Origin of the sequence: Streptomyces chilikensis, assembly GCF_001642695.1 — a bacterium.
GTDB classification, from domain to species: domain Bacteria; phylum Actinomycetota; class Actinomycetes; order Streptomycetales; family Streptomycetaceae; genus Streptomyces; species Streptomyces chilikensis.
The window spans coordinates 3,629,648-3,644,917 of sequence record NZ_LWCC02000005.1 but is presented as its reverse complement, the minus strand read 5'-3'; the positions used below and the strand labels follow the sequence as shown (position 1 = coordinate 3,644,917).

General features: G+C 73.0%; 10 protein-coding genes. 1 reads left to right on the top strand and 9 read right to left on the bottom strand.

Features of this window, described 5'->3' with window-relative positions:
- Positions 1-168 precede the first annotated feature (168 nt).
- The 9 genes from pepN to A2U95_RS16220 form a co-directional block, all read right to left on the bottom strand.
- Positions 169-2,649 (bottom strand): aminopeptidase N, encoded by a 2,481-nt coding sequence (gene pepN, locus A2U95_RS16260; RefSeq protein WP_166023197.1) that lies wholly within the window; start codon positions 2,647-2,649, stop codon positions 169-171.
- A 103-nt stretch (positions 2,650-2,752) separates the two neighbouring features.
- Entirely contained in the window at positions 2,753-3,094 is a 342-nt protein-coding gene (locus A2U95_RS16255; protein WP_166023195.1) for a chorismate mutase, read from the bottom strand.
- Between the two features lie 84 nt (positions 3,095-3,178).
- The gene (locus A2U95_RS16250; protein WP_166023193.1) at positions 3,179-3,448 is read right to left on the bottom strand and encodes a DUF3349 domain-containing protein; all 270 of its coding nucleotides are present in this window, start codon (positions 3,446-3,448) and stop codon (positions 3,179-3,181) included.
- Between the two features lie 94 nt (positions 3,449-3,542).
- On the bottom strand, positions 3,543-3,734 hold the full coding sequence (locus tag A2U95_RS16245; protein ID WP_166023190.1) for a DUF6011 domain-containing protein: 192 nt from the start codon (positions 3,732-3,734) through the stop codon (positions 3,543-3,545).
- 136 nt (positions 3,735-3,870) lie between these two features.
- Entirely contained in the window at positions 3,871-5,355 is a 1,485-nt protein-coding gene (locus tag A2U95_RS16240; RefSeq protein ID WP_166023188.1) for a DUF4246 domain-containing protein, read from the bottom strand.
- 117 nt (positions 5,356-5,472) lie between these two features.
- The gene (locus tag A2U95_RS16235; protein WP_166023186.1) at positions 5,473-6,192 is read right to left on the bottom strand and encodes a vWA domain-containing protein; all 720 of its coding nucleotides are present in this window, start codon (positions 6,190-6,192) and stop codon (positions 5,473-5,475) included.
- A gap of 244 nt (positions 6,193-6,436) precedes the next feature.
- A complete protein-coding gene (locus A2U95_RS16230; protein WP_166023184.1) occupies positions 6,437-7,900 on the bottom strand; it encodes a glutamate synthase subunit beta in 1,464 nt (487 codons plus the stop codon).
- Positions 7,893-12,485, bottom strand: coding sequence for a glutamate synthase large subunit (gene gltB, locus A2U95_RS16225; RefSeq protein ID WP_476756106.1), 4,593 nt, complete (start codon positions 12,483-12,485; stop codon positions 7,893-7,895). Before gltB ends, A2U95_RS16230 begins: the two co-directional genes overlap by 8 nt.
- A 581-nt stretch (positions 12,486-13,066) precedes the next feature.
- Positions 13,067-13,798 (bottom strand): VIT1/CCC1 transporter family protein, encoded by a 732-nt coding sequence (locus A2U95_RS16220; RefSeq protein WP_166023182.1) that lies wholly within the window; start codon positions 13,796-13,798, stop codon positions 13,067-13,069.
- A 283-nt stretch (positions 13,799-14,081) separates the two neighbouring features.
- On the opposite strand from A2U95_RS16220, the gene A2U95_RS16215 reads away from it, so the two are divergent.
- Positions 14,082-15,059: an ADP-ribosylglycohydrolase family protein gene (locus tag A2U95_RS16215; protein ID WP_166023180.1), complete on the top strand. Its 978-nt coding sequence runs from the start codon at positions 14,082-14,084 to the stop codon at positions 15,057-15,059.
- Positions 15,060-15,270: the final 211 nt, after the last annotated feature.

Here is a 15,270-nt window from a genome sequence, read left to right as displayed (position 1 = left end):
TCGGCGGGTTCTCCGCCGGCGCCGCCGGCGGTTTCCGGCACCGTCCCGGGCGGGGTCGGCGCAGGCCGAAGGTGGTGGAGGCGGTGCGGTCCGGAGTCCCGACGGCCGTGGGGGTGCGGGGACGCGGGGCGGTGGGGCCCCGCGTCCCCGGCTTCGGGCCGGTGCGGTTCAGCCGGCGTCGCGGACCCGGAGGGCGCGTGCGAGGTCGTCGAGCTGGTCGGCGAGCTTGCGGCGCAGTGCGGGGGTGACGTCGTCGCTGTCGAGGCACGCGCGGCCGCGCCGCAGGGTGTCCTCCTCGACGGCGTGGGCGGGGAAGGCCCATTGTCCGGCGGCTTCGGCGATGGCGGGGCCGCGGCGGCGGGCGACGGCGGGGGCGTCGGTGAACCAGCGGGTGACGTACTCGGCGGTGAGGCCGGCCTGTTCGGGCTGCCAGAAGCCCTGGGCGGTGGCGGTGAACAGGTAGTTGGACAGTTCGTCGCCGCGGAACATGGCGTCCCAGGCGCGCTTCTTGGCGTCCGTGTCGGGGAGGGCGGCGCGGCAGCGGGCGGCGCCTTCCTGGCCGGTGGCGCTGGGGTCGCGTTCGAGTTCCCCGGCGATGGCGGTGCCGTCGACGGCGCCGAGGACGGCGAGGCGGGCGAGGATGCGCCAGCGCAGTTCGGGGTCGAGTTCGGGGCCGCCGGGGACGGTGTCCTCGGCGAGCCAGCCGAGGAGGGTGTCGGCCCGCTGCGCGCTGCTGATGCGGTGGCGGACGGCGGTCAGGCGCAGGCCGGGCTGGGAGCCGTCCTCGGTGCGGCGCATCAGGTCGCGGCAGAGTTCGCCGAGGAGGGTGAGGGCCTCGGCGCGTCGTCCGGGTGCGAGGTAGCGGTCGGCGATCTGGCCGCGGGCGAAGGTGAGGACGCCCTGCACGATGGCGAGGTCGCTCTCCTCGGGCAGGTGGGCGCTCGCGGTGGCGAGGTAGCCGAACGGGTCGAGGTCGCCGTCGCGGACCATGTCGCGCAGGGTGTTCCACAGGACGGCGCGGGTGAGGCCGTCGGGGACCTGGGAGAGGCCGCGCAGGGTGGTTTCGAGGGAGTGCTCGTCGAGGCGGATCTTGGCGTAGGTCTGGTCCTGGTCGTTGGGGACGACGAGGGCGGGCCGGACGCCGGTGTGGGACTCGGGCTCGCCGGGGACGTCGGTCTCGTGGCGTTCGCGCAGGACGAGGCTGCGGTCGGAGCCGAGGACGCGGTCGTAGACGCCGACGGTGATGCGGTGGGGGCGGCCGCCCTCGTGCTGGAGCGCGAGGGTCCAGCGGCCGGGCCCGGTGCCGGTGGTGGCGGTGAGGGTGTCGACGCCGGTGGTGCGCAGCCAGGCGTCGGCCCAGGCGTGGACGTCGCGGTCGGTGTGGGCGGCGAGGGAGTCGAGGAAGTCGGCGAGGGTCGCGTTGGCGAACCTGTGGCGGGCGAAGTGGGTGTTGATGCCGGCCAGGAAGTCCTTCTCGCCGAGCCAGGTGACGAGCTGGCGCAGGGCGCTGGCGCCCTTGGCGTAGGAGATGCCGTCGAAGTTGAGGAGTGCGGCGGCGGTGTCGGGGACGTGTTCGGGGGCGACGGGGTGGGTGGAGGGGCGCTGGTCGGCGTCGTATCCCCAGCTCTTGCGGGCGACGGCGAACTCGGTCCACGTCTCGGTGAACCGGGTGGCCTCGATGAGGGTCTGGTAGCCCATGTACTCGGCGAACGACTCGTTCAGCCAGATGTCGTCCCACCAGCGGAGGGTGACGAGGTCGCCGAACCACATGTGGGCCATCTCGTGGGCGATGACCATGGCGCGGGTCTGGCGTTCGGTGTCGGTGACGGCGGAGCGGTAGACGAATTCGTCGCGGAAGGTGACGAGTCCGGGGTTCTCCATGGCGCCGGCGTTGAATTCGGGGACGAACGCCTGGTCGTAGGAGTCGAAGGGGTAGGGCTCGTCGAACTTGGCGTGGTAGCGGTCGAAGCACCGGGTGGTGACGTCGAGGATCTCCTCGGCGTCGTCGTCGAGGTGGGGGGCGAGGCTGGCGCGGCAGTGGATGGCGAAGGGGAGTCCGCGGTGCTGGGTGCGGACGGAGTGCCAGGGGCCGGCGGCGACGGCCATCAGGTAGGTGGAGATGGGGGGTGTGGTGGCGGCGGTCCAGGTGCCGTGGCCGTCGTGGGTGGTGCGGCTGTTGGCGAGGACGGTCCAGCGGTCGGGGGCCTTGACGGTGACGTCGAAGGTGGCCTTGAGGTCGGGCTGGTCGAAGGCGGCGTAGACGCGCTGGACGTCGTCGAGGAAGAGCTGGGTGTAGACGTAGGTCTCGCCGTCGGTGGGGTCGGTGAAGCGGTGCATGCCTTCGCCGGTGCGGGAGTAGCGCATGGCGGCGTCGACGGTGAGTTCGTGGTCGCCGGCGGTGAGGGTGAGGGGCAGCCGGTTGTCGTCGAGGGTCTGCGGGTCGAGCGGCTGTCCGTCGAGCGTGGCGGCGCGCAGTTCGGCGGGCTTGAGTTCGACGAAGGTGTCCGCGTCGGCGCGGGCGGTGAACCGGATGGTGGTCCGGGAGTCGAAGGTGTCCTCGCCGGTGGTGAGGTCGAGTGCCACGGTGTAGTGCAGCACCGTGAGGAGGTCTGCTCGGGTCTGCGCTTCGTCGCGCGTCAGTACGGACATGGGCACATGCTGCCTGATGCGGGGGTCCCGGCGCAGGGGCGTTGTGACGCGGCGGCGCGGGCGCCCGGGTCACGGCGGGTCGTGCCGGGGCGCGCGGGGGGGGTCAGCGCCGGTCGCCGGTGGCGTCGTCCGTGTGGTCCGCGATGCGCTCGTGGTGCCGGATGACCTCGGCGATGATGAAGTTGAGCAGCTTCTCCGCGAAGGCGGGGTCGAGCTTGGCGTTCTCGGCGAGCCGTCGCAGCCGCGCGATCTGCTCGGCCTCGCGGGCGGGGTCGGCCGGGGGCAGGTGGTGCCGGGCCTTGAGCAGGCCGACCTGCTGGGTGCACTTGAACCGTTCGGCGAGCATGTGGACGACGGCGGCGTCGATGTTGTCGATGCTGTCGCGCAGCCGGCTCAGCTCTTCGCGGACGGCGGGGTCGACGGGGGCGTTGTTGCTGGTCGTCATGGTCGCTCACTGTAGGCGGCGGGGCGGGCGCGCGGGGCCGGGGTCCCACAGTGTGGGCTGCCGCCGTGGCCCGTACGGCGCCGTTCAGTCCTCGTCCGGATCCCAGCCGTGCCGGGCGAGGCGTCCGCGCAGCACGGCGGCGCGCTCCCGCCGCGCGCGGTTCACCGGGCGCGCGGCGTCGTTCTCCACCGCGTGCCGGTCAGTCCCCAGGAACGCCGCCCCGACGCGTCCGGCGTTCTCCTCGCAGAGCCCTTCGGACAGCACCGCGAGCAGTGGCAGCCGGTCGTCCGCGTCGATCCCTCCGGGGAACGCCCGCCGCAGCAGGGCGACGACTTCGGTGAGGTGGGGTTCCATGCGGTCGGCCTCCCGGGCGACGCGGCTCCGCTCGGAGCGTGGGAGTTTCCGGCCCGCACCGCAGGGGGGCGCGGGCCACGGTCCGGCCGGCCGGTCAGAGGCCCGGCAGCGGCTCCTGGTCGACGTGGTGGGCGCGGTGTTCGTACCTGCGGTCCGGATCGCATTCCGGTCCGAAGCCTCTGCGGCGCGACTGCGCGTCCCGGAGCTCGGATCCGCACAGGCGGCACCACACGCGCCGCGGGAGGCCCGGCGGCGGGTCGGTGAGTGCTTCCTGCTCGTGCGTCATGGGACCAGCGTGAGGCCGGCGCCCGCTCGCGGGCAACCGCCACCCGCGGGAACGGCTGCCGGCCCCGCCGTTCCGGGCGCGTCGGACGACCGGGCGCCGGTGCCGGGGGCGGGGCCGGCGCCGGGGCCGGGGCCGGTCAGTGCTCGCAGAGGGAGAACTCCCGCTCGTAGATCTGCTGGTTGTGCTCGTCGACGAAGAACTTGCGCTCCTTCATCAGCTCGTCGCGGTACTTCTTGGCCTGCTCCAGCGTCATGGTGGACGTTTCGGCCCACGGCTGCTGCGGCGGCACGTCGGAGGTCGAGACGATGCGCTGCGAGGGGTCGACGAGGAAGAACGCGAGGATCTTGCGGTGTCCGGCCTTGGCGGGGTCCGCGAGGCGGAACGGCGCGACCCGGTGCTGGAGGACGTTGGGGAACGCCAGGCAGCGGCCGGCCGGGGTGGGGGCCGAGCCCAGCACCTGGTTCAGCGGGCCCTCGTTCTCCAGGCCGTAGACCTCGCCGATCCCGGTGTCGTCGCTCTGCTCGTAGTCCGGCTCGTCGACGGCCGTCCGGAAGCTCAGCCGGCTCTCGGTGATGTTCTCGCTGTCCCAGTAGTAGAGGCAGGTGGAGACGATCCGCTCGTTCTGCATCCCCTCGACGTGCCAGGAGCCTCCGGCGTACTCGGGCTTGTCCGGGGTGAGGTGGATGGTGGCGAGCTTGACGATGACCTGGAGGTCGCGGCCGCGCAGGTCGACCCGTTCGGTCTCGTCGGGCGCGGCGGGCGGGACGTAGTCCGGCGCGTCGGGGACGACCGGGCGACGGGTCTCGTACCACTCGTCCATGGCCTCGTCCCACGCCGCCCGGGCGTCCTCGTCGTCGCCCTCGGGCTCGGCCGGCTCCGTGGCGTCGTACCAGGTGTAGGGGTCGGCCTCGATCCGCGGGGGCCGCGGACGGCGGAGGTCGGTGAGCACGTTCTCGAACAGCGGGCGCACGCGCGCGAACAGCTCGGGCAGGACGGCGGCGAGGTCGCGGTGGTCCACCGGGTGGACGTTGTTCACGTACGAGCGGAAGGCGACGGCGCCGTCCTCGCCGACCTCGACGTCCGTGGGCAGCCACTGGAACCGCTCGGAGAACTCGTACCCGCGGCCGTAGGTCTCCGGCCGCCGCCACGCGCGCTCGGGGCCGCCGCTCACCTCGCGCACGAGGCAGAACAGCGACGGGTGCACCAGGTCGAGCACCTGTCCGTCGGAGCCCGGGTGCCAGTCCTTCTGCGCGTCGGGGACCTCTTCCAGGACGCGCACGGCCTCGCGCAGCCTGGACCTGAGCCCGTCCTCGACGAGGGTGTCCGAGTGCCACACCCCGTCCACGGCGGACACCTCGATGCCGGTGCGCGGGTCCCGCAGTGCGGCGTACCGGGCGAGCTCGGCGAGGACGTACCGCGTCTGCGCCTCGGTCAGGCCCTGTTCGACCGCCTCCCGCGTCCAGCGGGCGACCACGTCGGCGTCGTGCATCTTGACGAACCACTCGGGCTTCGACCGGATGTGGGCGCTGCACTCCGTCATCTGGAGTTCCCGCAGGGTTCGGGGCGTCCGGAAGTGGAGTCTCGCGGAGAAGGGCAGGGGGAAGGCAGACAGCTCGGTCACTTGGGTTCGGTCCTCACAGTTGATGCGACGGCTCGGACACTACTTCGGGGCACCGACACACCGCGCGTGAACTCCCGCGGCGGCGGGCGGGGTCGTGCTCGCGGGCCGACCGCGCGGTCAGCGCACGATGCCCTGGGCGCGGGCGGCGCGGAGCCAGGCGGGGAACTCGCCGACGAGGCGCTCGTAGAGGTCGTCGTCGGAGAGCGTGAGCGGGTCCTGGCCGGCGTGGAAGAAGCCGGCGTTGTCGACGACGCGCTTGCCGGGGACGTCGAGTTCGTCGAGCTTGCGCAGGAAGTCGAACTGCTTGCCGTGCGGGTCGCCGAAGCCCACGAACTGCCAGAAGAGGGGCAGCCTGGCCGCCTTGCAGACGTAGCGTTCGGCGGCGGGGCGGCTGGTCGGGCCGCCGTCGGTCTGGAAGACGACCAGGGCGGGGGCGGTGGCGCCGCTGTCGAGGTGGTGGTCGATGACGGCGTCCATGGCGAGGTGGTAGCTGGTCCTCCCCATGGGGCCGAGGCCGGCGAGGACGCGGTCGATCGCGCCCTGGTGGCGGGCGAGTTCGATCTCGGTGACCGCGTCGACCTCGGTGGAGAAGAAGACGGTGGGGACGGTGCCGTCGTCGTCGAGGTGGGCGGCGAGGGAGAGCACCCGGTCGGCGAGGGCCTGGACGCTGCCGTCCTTGTAGTAGGGCCTCATGGAGCCGCTGTGGTCGACGACCAGGTAGACGGCGGCGCGTTCGCCTTCCAGCCCGTGGCGGGCCACCGTCCGCCCCGCGGTCTTGTACAGGTTCACCAGCGCGGGCGCAGTCCGTTCGACCTTGGTCAGGCTGATGGCGGCCATGCCGCTGCTCCCCTCCCCCGGCGTCCCGTCCGGCGGGGCGCTCTCCTGCGCAGGAAGGTACGGGACGGCGGGGCCCGCCGAGGACGGCGCCGGCCGGTGCTCTCCGCCCCCGCGCGCCGCCGGCCCGGTGAAACCGGCCGCGCCCCGCTCCCCGGTGCGGGGGGGGGCGGGGCGCGGCGTCGCCGGAACCGACGGCCCGGACCGGTGGTCCGGGCGGTCGGGGTGAGGGTCCGGAGGACCCGGGTCAGGCGACCAGGGCGCGGTCGTCCGGGAGGATCGGCGCCGGGAGGGCGCTGGTGCCGGTGAGGTGCCGGTCGACGCCGCGGGCGGCGCTGCGGCCCTCGGCGATGGCCCAGACGATGAGGGACTGGCCGCGGCCCGCGTCACCGGCGACGAAGACGCCGGGGACGTTGGTCTGGAAGTTCTTGTCGCGGGCGATGTTGCCCCGCGCGTCGAGTTCCAGGCCGAGCTGGTCGACGAGGCCGTTCTCGCGGTCGGTGCCGGTGAAGCCCATGGCGAGGGTGACGAGCTGGGCGGGGATCCGCCGCTCGGTGCCCGGCTTCGGGGTGAGCTTGCCGTCGACGAAGGAGACCTCGGTGAGGTGCAGCCACTGGACGTTGCCGTCCTCGTCGCCCTCGAAGTGGGTGGTGGAGACGGAGTAGACCCGCTCGCCGCCCTCCTCGTGCGCGGAGGTCACCTTGTAGAGCATGGGGAAGGTCGGCCAGGGCTGGCTGACCGGGTCCCGGTCGTCGCCCGGGCGGGGCATGATCTCCAGCTGGGTGACGGAGGCCGCGCCCTGCCGGTGGGCGGTGCCGACGCAGTCCGCGCCGGTGTCGCCGCCGCCGATGACGACGACGTGCTTGCCCTCGGCGGTGATCGGCGCGGTGACGTAGTCGCCCTCCTGCACCTTGTTGGCGAGCGGCAGGTACTCCATCGCCTGGTGGATGCCCTTGAGTTCGCGGCCGGGCACCGGCAGGTCGCGCGGCGTGGTGGCGCCGACGGCGAGGACGACGGCGTCGTAGCGCTTGCGCAGGCTGTCGGCGTCGACGTCGCGGCCGATCTCCACACCGGTGCGGAACTTGGTGCCCTCCGCCCGCATCTGCTCGATGCGCCGGTTGATGTGCCGCTTCTCCATCTTGAACTCGGGGATGCCGTAGCGCAGGAGGCCTCCGATGCGGTCCGCGCGCTCGTAGACGGCGACGGTGTGGCCGGCGCGGGTGAGCTGCTGGGCGGCGGCGAGGCCGGCCGGGCCGGAGCCGATGACGGCGACGGTCTTGCCGGACAGCCGCTCGGGGGCCTGGGGGCGGACGTCGCCGCTGTCCCAGGCCTTGTCGATGATGGAGACCTCGACGTTCTTGATGGTGACCGGCGGCTGGCTGATGCCGAGCACGCACGCCGACTCGCAGGGCGCCGGGCACAGCCGCCCGGTGAACTCCGGGAAGTTGTTGGTGGCGTGCAGCCGCTCGGAGGCGTTCTGCCAGTCCTCGCGGTAGGCGTAGTCGTTCCACTCGGGGATCAGGTTCCCCAGCGGGCAGCCGTTGTGGCAGAACGGGATGCCGCAGTCCATGCAGCGGCTGGCCTGCTTGCTGACGATCGGCAGCAGGGAGCCGGGGACGTAGACCTCGTTCCAGTCCTTCAGCCGCTCCTCGACCGGTCGGGTCCGGGCGACCTCGCGGCCGTGGTTGAGAAAGCCCTTGGGATCAGCCATTGGTCGCCGCCTCCATCATCTTCTCGGTGATCGCGGACTCGTCGAGTCCGGCTCGCTCGGCGGCGTCCTTGGCGGCGAGCACTGCCTTGTACGTGCTGGGGATGATCTTGCTGAACCGCTGGACGGCGTCGTCCCAGTCGGCCAGGAGCTTCGCGGCGACGGTGGAGCCGGTCTCCTCCTGGTGGCGGCGCACCACGTCGTGCAGCCATGCGCGGTCGGTGTCGTCGAGGGCTTCGACGGCGCCGTGGTTGCCGGCGTTGACGTACCCGAGGTTGAGGTCGAGGACGTAGGCGGTGCCGCCGGACATGCCCGCCGCGAAGTTGCGCCCGGTCGGGCCGAGGACGACGGCCCGGCCGCCGGTCATGTACTCGCAGCCGTGGTCGCCCACGCCCTCGGAGACGACCAGGGCGCCGGAGTTGCGGACGCAGAACCGCTCGCCGGTGGCGCCGCGCAGGAACAGCTCGCCGCCGGTGGCGCCGTAGGCGACGGTGTTGCCGGCGATGACGGAGCCCTCGGCGAGGTGGTTGGCGCCGCGGTCGGGGCGGACGACGAGGCGGCCGCCGGAGAGGCCCTTGCCGACGTAGTCGTTGGCGTCGCCCTCGAGGCGCAGCGTGATGCCGCGGGGGACGAAGGCGCCGAAGGACTGGCCGGCGGAGCCGGTGAAGGTGATGTCGATCGTGTCGTCGGGCAGGCCGGCGCCGCCGAACTTCTTGGTCACCTCGTGGCCGAGCATGGTGCCGACGGTCCGGTTGATGTTGCGGACCGGGACCTGGGCGCGCACGGGCCGGACGTCGCCGGCGTCGTTGACGGCGAGGGCGTCGGCGGCGAGCTTGATCAGCTCGTTGTCGAGTGCCTTCTCCAGGCCGTGGTCCTGGGCGATCACCTGGTGGCGGGCGGCGCCCTCGGGCAGCGCGGGCACGTGGAAGAGGGGCGCGAGGTCCAGGCCCTGGGCCTTCCAGTGGTCGACGGCGCGGGTGACGTCGAGGACCTCGGCGTGGCCGACGGCCTCGTCGATGGAGCGGAAGCCGAGCTCGGCGAGGAGCTCGCGGACCTCTTCGGCGATGAAGGTGAAGAAGTTGACGATGTGCTTGGCCTTGCCGGTGAACCGCTCGCGCAGGACGGGGTTCTGGGTGGCGATGCCGACCGGGCAGGTGTCGAGGTGGCAGACGCGCATCATGACGCAGCCGGAGACGACCAGCGGCGCGGTGGCGAAGCCGAACTCCTCGGCGCCGAGCAGCGCGGCGATGATCACGTCGCGGCCGGTCTTCAGCTGGCCGTCGGTCTGCACGACGATGCGGTCGCGCAGGCCGTTGAGCAGCAGGGTCTGCTGGGTCTCGGCGAGGCCGAGCTCCCAGGGGCCGCCCGCGTGCTTGAGGGAGGTCAGCGGGGAGGCGCCGGTGCCGCCGTCGTGGCCGGAGATCAGCACCACGTCCGCGTGGGCCTTGGAGACGCCCGCGGCGACCGTGCCGACGCCGACCTCGGAGACCAGCTTCACGTGGATGCGGGCCTTGGGGTTGGCGTTCTTCAGGTCGTGGATGAGCTGGGCGAGGTCCTCGATGGAGTAGATGTCGTGGTGCGGCGGCGGGGAGATGAGGCCCACGCCCGGCGTCGAGTGCCGGGTCTTCGCCACCCACGGGTAGACCTTGTGGCCGGGGAGCTGGCCGCCCTCGCCGGGCTTGGCGCCCTGGGCCATCTTGATCTGGATGTCGTCGGCGTTGACCAGGTACTCGCTGGTGACGCCGAAGCGGCCGGAGGCGACCTGCTTGATCGCCGAGCGGCGCGCCGGGTCGTACAGGCGCTCCGGGTCCTCGCCGCCCTCACCGGTGTTGGACTTGGCGCCCAGCTGGTTCATGGCGATGGCGAGGGTCTCGTGCGCCTCCTTGGAGATGGAGCCGTACGACATGGCGCCGGTGGAGAAGCGCTTGACGATCTCGGAGACCGGCTCGACCTCGTCCACGGGGATCGACGGGCGGTCGGACTTGAAGCCGAACAGGCCGCGGAGCGTCATCAGGCGCTCGGACTGCTCGTTGACCCGGTCGGTGTACTTCTTGAAGACGTCGTAGCGGCCGGTCTTCGTGGAGTGCTGGAGGCGGAAGACGGTCTCCGGGTCGAACAGGTGGGGCTCGCCCTCGCGGCGCCACTGGTACTCGCCGCCGATCTCGAGCGCGCGGTGGGCGGGCGCGATGCCGGTGACCGGGTAGGCCTTGGCGTGGCGGGCGGCGACCTCCTCGGCGACGACGTCGATGCCGACGCCGCCGATCTTGGTGGCGGTGCCGTCGAAGTAGCGGCGGACGAACTCCTCGTCGAGGCCGACCGCCTCGAAGACCTGCGCGCCGCGGTAGGAGGCCACGGTGGAGATGCCCATCTTGGACATGACCTTGAGGACGCCCTTGCCGAGGGCGTGGATGAGGTTGCGGATGGCCTGCTCGGCCTCCATGCCGGGCAGGAACGTCCCCGCGCGGACCAGGTCCTCGACGGACTCCATCGCCAGGTAGGGGTTGACCGCGGCGGCGCCGTAGCCGATGAGCAGGGCGACGTGGTGGACCTCGCGGACGTCGCCGGCCTCGACCAGCAGGCCCACCTGGGTGCGCTGCTTGGTGCGGATGAGGTGGTGGTGGACGGCGGCGGTGAGCAGCAGCGACGGGATCGGCGCCTGCTCGGCGTCGGAGTGCCGGTCGGAGAGGACGATCAGGCGGGCGCCGCCGGCGATGGCGGCGTCGGCCTCGGCGCAGATCTCGTCGAGGCGGGCGGCGAGGGCCGCGCCGCCGCCGGAGACCCGGTAGAGGCCGGAGAGGGTGGCCGCCTTCATGCCGGGCATGTCGCCGTCGGCGTTGATGTGGATGAGCTTGGCCAGCTCGTCGTTGTCGATGACCGGGAAGGGCAGGACGACGCTGCGGCAGGACTCCGCGGTGGGCTCCAGCAGGTTGCCCTGGGGGCCGAGCGGGGAGCGCAGCGAGGTGACGAGTTCCTCGCGGATGGCGTCAAGCGGCGGGTTGGTGACCTGCGCGAACAGCTGCGTGAAGTAGTCGAAGAGCAGGCGCGGCCGCTGGGAGAGGGCGGCGATGGGCGTGTCGGTGCCCATGGAGCCGATGGGCTCGGCGCCGGCCTTCGCCATGGGGGCGATGATGACGCGCAGTTCTTCCTCGGTGTAGCCGAAGGTCTGCTGGCGGCGGGTGACCGAGGCGTGGGTGTGCACGATGTGCTCGCGCTCGGGGAGGTCCTCGAGCTCGATCTCGGCGGCTTCCAGCCACTCCTGGTAGGGGTGCTCGGTGGCGAGGGCGTGCTTGATCTCGTCGTCCTCGATGACGCGGCCCTCGGCGGTGTCCACGAGGAACATCCGGCCGGGCTGCAGGCGGCCCTTGCGGACGACCTTCTCGGGGGCGATGTCGAGGACGCCGACCTCGGAGCCGAGGACGACGAGGCCGTCGTCGGTGATCCAGTAGCGGCCGGGGCGCAGGCCGTTGCGGTCGAGGACCGCGCCGACCTGGGTGCCGTCGGTGAAGGTGACGCAGGCCGGGCCGTCCCAGGGCTCCATCATGGCCGCGTGGTACTGGTAGAACGCGCGGCGGGCCGGGTCCATGGTGGGGTGGTTCTCCCACGCCTCCGGGATCATCATCAGCACGCTGTGCGGCAGGGAGCGGCCGCCGAGGTGCAGGAGTTCCAGGACCTCGTCGAAGGAGGCGGAGTCGGAGGCGTCGGGGGTGCAGACCGGGAAGATCCGCTCCAGCTTCTCCTCGCCGAACAGTTCGGAGACGAGCTGCGACTCGCGGGCCTTCATCCAGTTCCGGTTGCCCTTGACGGTGTTGATCTCGCCGTTGTGGGCGATGAACCGGTAGGGGTGTGCGAGCGGCCAGCTCGGGAACGTGTTGGTGGAGAACCGGGAGTGGACCAGGGCGATCGCCGAGGCGAAGCGGCGGTCGGAGAGGTCCGGGAAGAAGGGCTCGAGCTGGCCGGTGGTCAGCATGCCCTTGTAGACGATGGTGCGGGCGGACAGCGACGGGAAGTAGACGCCCAGTTCGCGTTCGGCGCGCTTGCGCAGCAGGAAGGCCTTGCGGTCCAGCTCGATGCCCGCGGCGGCTCCGTCGGTGACGAAGACCTGGCGGAAGGCCGGCATGGTGGAGCGGGCGGTCGCGCCGAGCAGGCCGGGGGCGACGGGGACCTCGCGCCAGCCGAGGACGGTGAGGTTCTCCTCGGCGGCGATGGCGTCGATCCGGGCGACCGCCTCGTCGGCTCCGTCCTGCGGGAGGAAGGCGATGCCGACGGCGTAGCGGCCGGCCTCGGGGAGCTCGAAGCCGGCGACCTCGCGGAGGAAGGCGTCGGGGACCTGGGAGAGGATGCCGGCGCCGTCGCCGGAGTCGGGCTCGGAGCCGGTGGCGCCGCGGTGCTCGAGGTTGCGGAGCACGGTGAGTGCCTGGTCGACCAGCGTGTGGCTCGCCTCGCCGGTCAGGTTGGCCACGAAACCGACGCCGCAGGCGTCGTGCTCGTCGCGCGGGTCGTAGAGGCCCTGGGCAGCAGGGCGAGCATCCATGTACGACCAGGTGCGGTCGTTCGTGGAGTGCTGGGACGGCTGGCGCGGCGTACGCATCGGCTCTCCCGTCGTCGTCATGTGGCTGAAAGGTCCTCCCAGGCTCTGCGGCTCTGGGGGCACGGTGCCGAGGGACGACGTTGGCCCTCTGCTGAGGTGGGGCGAAGATACTTGCGCGTTACATAGTGAAACGGGGACCAGGAATCGGATACTCCGTTCCACCATGTGGACGCGAAGGACGTGGCCGGCCGTCCGCCGGGGTGCCGGCGGGCATGCGGAGGCGAGCCAGGGGAGGTGTCCTGACGATTTCCTGGGTACGGGCTTCGTCGCCCGCGTGCGGAGAGGCGCGCCGCGGGCGTCCTTGCCCGGCGCGTTCCGGCTCATGCCCCGTGGCCTCGTATGCGAAACCAGGGGGTGGCCACGTGATGTGCGGCCCCTCACACAGGTGAGCGGTCTTCATGATACGGCCGCGGTCCGGATGCGTCGCGGGGACGAATGTCACATCGCCGTAACGCCGCTGACCTGCACCGGACTCTTGCGCGTCACGCGGGGACCTGCACGCGCGACGGCCGCCGCCGGGTTCCCGGCGGCGGCCGTCGCGCGCCCGGTGGGCGGCGCGGGGCGGTCGGACGCGGGGGCGGTCAGCCGACGGCGGTGCCGATGAGGCTGCCCAGCAGGTAGGTGACGCCGGCCGCGGCGCCGCCGAGGAGGAGCTGCCGCAGGCCGCTGTACCACCAGCTGCGGGCGGTCACCTTGGCGACCACCGCGCCGCACAGGAAGAGGCCGGCCAGGGCGAGCAGCACGGCGGGCCACAGCGCGGTGGCGCCGAGCAGGTAGGGCAGCACGGGCAGCAGGGCGCCGAGGGCGAAGGAGCCGAACGAGGAGACCGCCGCGACCTGCGGGGAGGGCAGGTCTCCCGGGTCGACGCCCAGCTCCTCGCGGGCGTGGATCTCCAGCGCCTGCTCGGGGTCCCTGGAGAGCTGGCGGGCGACCTCGCGGGCGGTGGCGGCGTCCACGCCGCGGGCCTGGTAGAGGGCGGCGAGTTCCGCCTCCTCGGCCTGCGGGTGGCGGGCCAGCTGGTGGCGCTCGACGTCCAGCTCGGCCTCGACGAGTTCGCGCTGGGACGCCACGGAGGTGTACTCGCCGGCCGCCATCGAGCAGGCTCCGGCCGCCAGGCCGGCGAGTCCGGCGATCACCACGGCGCCGCTGGAGGCGGCGCCGCCCGCCACGCCGGTCATCAGCGCCAGGTTCGACACCAGGCCGTCCATCGCGCCGAAGACCGCGGGGCGCAGCCAGCCGCCGTTGACGTCGCGGTGGGTGTGGTTGTCGCGGTGCGCCTCGTGCAGCGGCGCCTGTATCTCGAGAACAGCCATGTCTCCCGCTCGGGGTCGTACCGGGTGCGCGGACGTCGTCGACCACGCCAGTTTGGACTGGATCTACTTTTCGATGTTCCCCAAACTACGCTCTTCATCCGCCCCCTGCCAGCAAGGGAAGGCTGCCCTCACCTGCGCCTTTGTCCCGCTCGCTCATTCGTGGAGGCATCCGCACACATGTCGTCCGGGTGACGTCGGCGTGTCCGAGGGTCGTCCGGGGCGGCGGCGTGGCACAGATCGTCACAAGGGCACAAGGGAGAGTCCTCCCGTCTAGGAGGCGCGCATGGCGGCCGTCGTCACACCTGACCTGCGCGGGCGGGCGCGTGGAGCGCTGATGGGCCTGGCCGTGGGGGACGCGCTGGGCGCGCCCGCGGAGAACATGCGCCCGTCGGAGATCCGTGCCCGCTGGGGCCGCATCACCGGGTACGTCCAGGACGAGCCGGCCGGCACCGACGACACCGAGTACGCCGTCTTCTGCGGCCTGCTGCTGGCCCGCCACGGCTTCGCCCTCACCGCGGCGGACGTGGAGGCGGCCTGGCACGAGTGGATCGCCGACCGCGACGAGGGGCCGTTCAAGGGGGCCGGGTTCAGCGAGCGCGGGACGCTGGAGAACCTTCGCCGGGGCCTGGCCGCGCCGATCTCCGCCCAGCACCGGCACGCCTGGAGCGACGGACTGGCGATGCGGGCCGCCCCGTTCGGGGTGTTCGCGGCGGGCCGCCCGGCGGAGGCGGCCCGGCTGGTGGCGGTGGACGGCTCGGTCAGCCACGACGGGGAGGGCATCTACGGCGGCCAGGCGGTGGCCGCCGGGGTGGCCGCGGCGATGACCGGCGCGTCGACGGTGGCGGTCGTCGCCTCGGCGCTCGCGGTGATCCCGGACGACTCCTGGACCGCCCGTTCGCTGCGCCGGGCGGTCGCGGTCGCCCACCGCGGGGAACGCGCCGTGCGGTCCGCGGTGGTGGTCGCCGGATACCCGTGGACCGACCTGGCGCCGGAGGCCGTGGCCCTCGCCTTCGGCGCGTACGCGGCCGCCGGGGGCGACTTCCGGGAGACCGTCCTCACCGCCGTCAACATGGGGCGCGACGCCGACACCACCGCCGCCGTGGCGGGCGCGCTGGCCGGCGCGACCTGCGGGATCTCCGCCATCCCCGACGAGTGGGCGGCCCCCATCGGCCCGGTCCGCGGCAGCTGCCTGCCGGCGATGGCGGGCCGCCACGTCCTCGACATCGCCGACCTCCTCACCCCCGCCGGGGAGGGCGCATGACCCCGCCGGACACCCCCCGGCCTCCCGGCACGGCGCCCGCGGCCGGACCCGGCACCCCCGCCCCCGGCACCGGCGGTGGTCACGCGTCCTTCCCCGGCCCGGCCGCCGCGTCCGGGGCGCCCGCCCACACAGCCGGACCGCAACGGGCGGCCGCAGGTCCGCCGGAACGCCCCGCCGCGGGCCCCGGACGGGCCGCAGGGGCGTCCGGGGG

Bases quoted from the DNA above. Each gene is read 5' to 3' on its own strand.
- pepN (WP_166023197.1), bottom strand. From the start codon at position 2,649: ATGTCCGTACTGACGCGCGACGAAGCGCAGACCCGAGCAGACCTCCTC.
- A2U95_RS16255 (WP_166023195.1), bottom strand. From the start codon at position 3,094: ATGACGACCAGCAACAACGCCCCCGTCGACCCCGCCGTCCGCGAAGAG.
- A2U95_RS16250 (WP_166023193.1), bottom strand. From the start codon at position 3,448: ATGGAACCCCACCTCACCGAAGTCGTCGCCCTGCTGCGGCGGGCGTTC.
- A2U95_RS16245 (WP_166023190.1), bottom strand. From the start codon at position 3,734: ATGACGCACGAGCAGGAAGCACTCACCGACCCGCCGCCGGGCCTCCCG.
- A2U95_RS16235 (WP_166023186.1), bottom strand. From the start codon at position 6,192: ATGGCCGCCATCAGCCTGACCAAGGTCGAACGGACTGCGCCCGCGCTG.
- A2U95_RS16230 (WP_166023184.1), bottom strand. From the start codon at position 7,900: ATGGCTGATCCCAAGGGCTTTCTCAACCACGGCCGCGAGGTCGCCCGG.
- gltB (WP_476756106.1), bottom strand. From the start codon at position 12,485: ATGCGTACGCCGCGCCAGCCGTCCCAGCACTCCACGAACGACCGCACC.
- A2U95_RS16220 (WP_166023182.1), bottom strand. From the start codon at position 13,798: ATGGCTGTTCTCGAGATACAGGCGCCGCTGCACGAGGCGCACCGCGAC.
- A2U95_RS16215 (WP_166023180.1), top strand. From the start codon at position 14,082: ATGGCGGCCGTCGTCACACCTGACCTGCGCGGGCGGGCGCGTGGAGCG.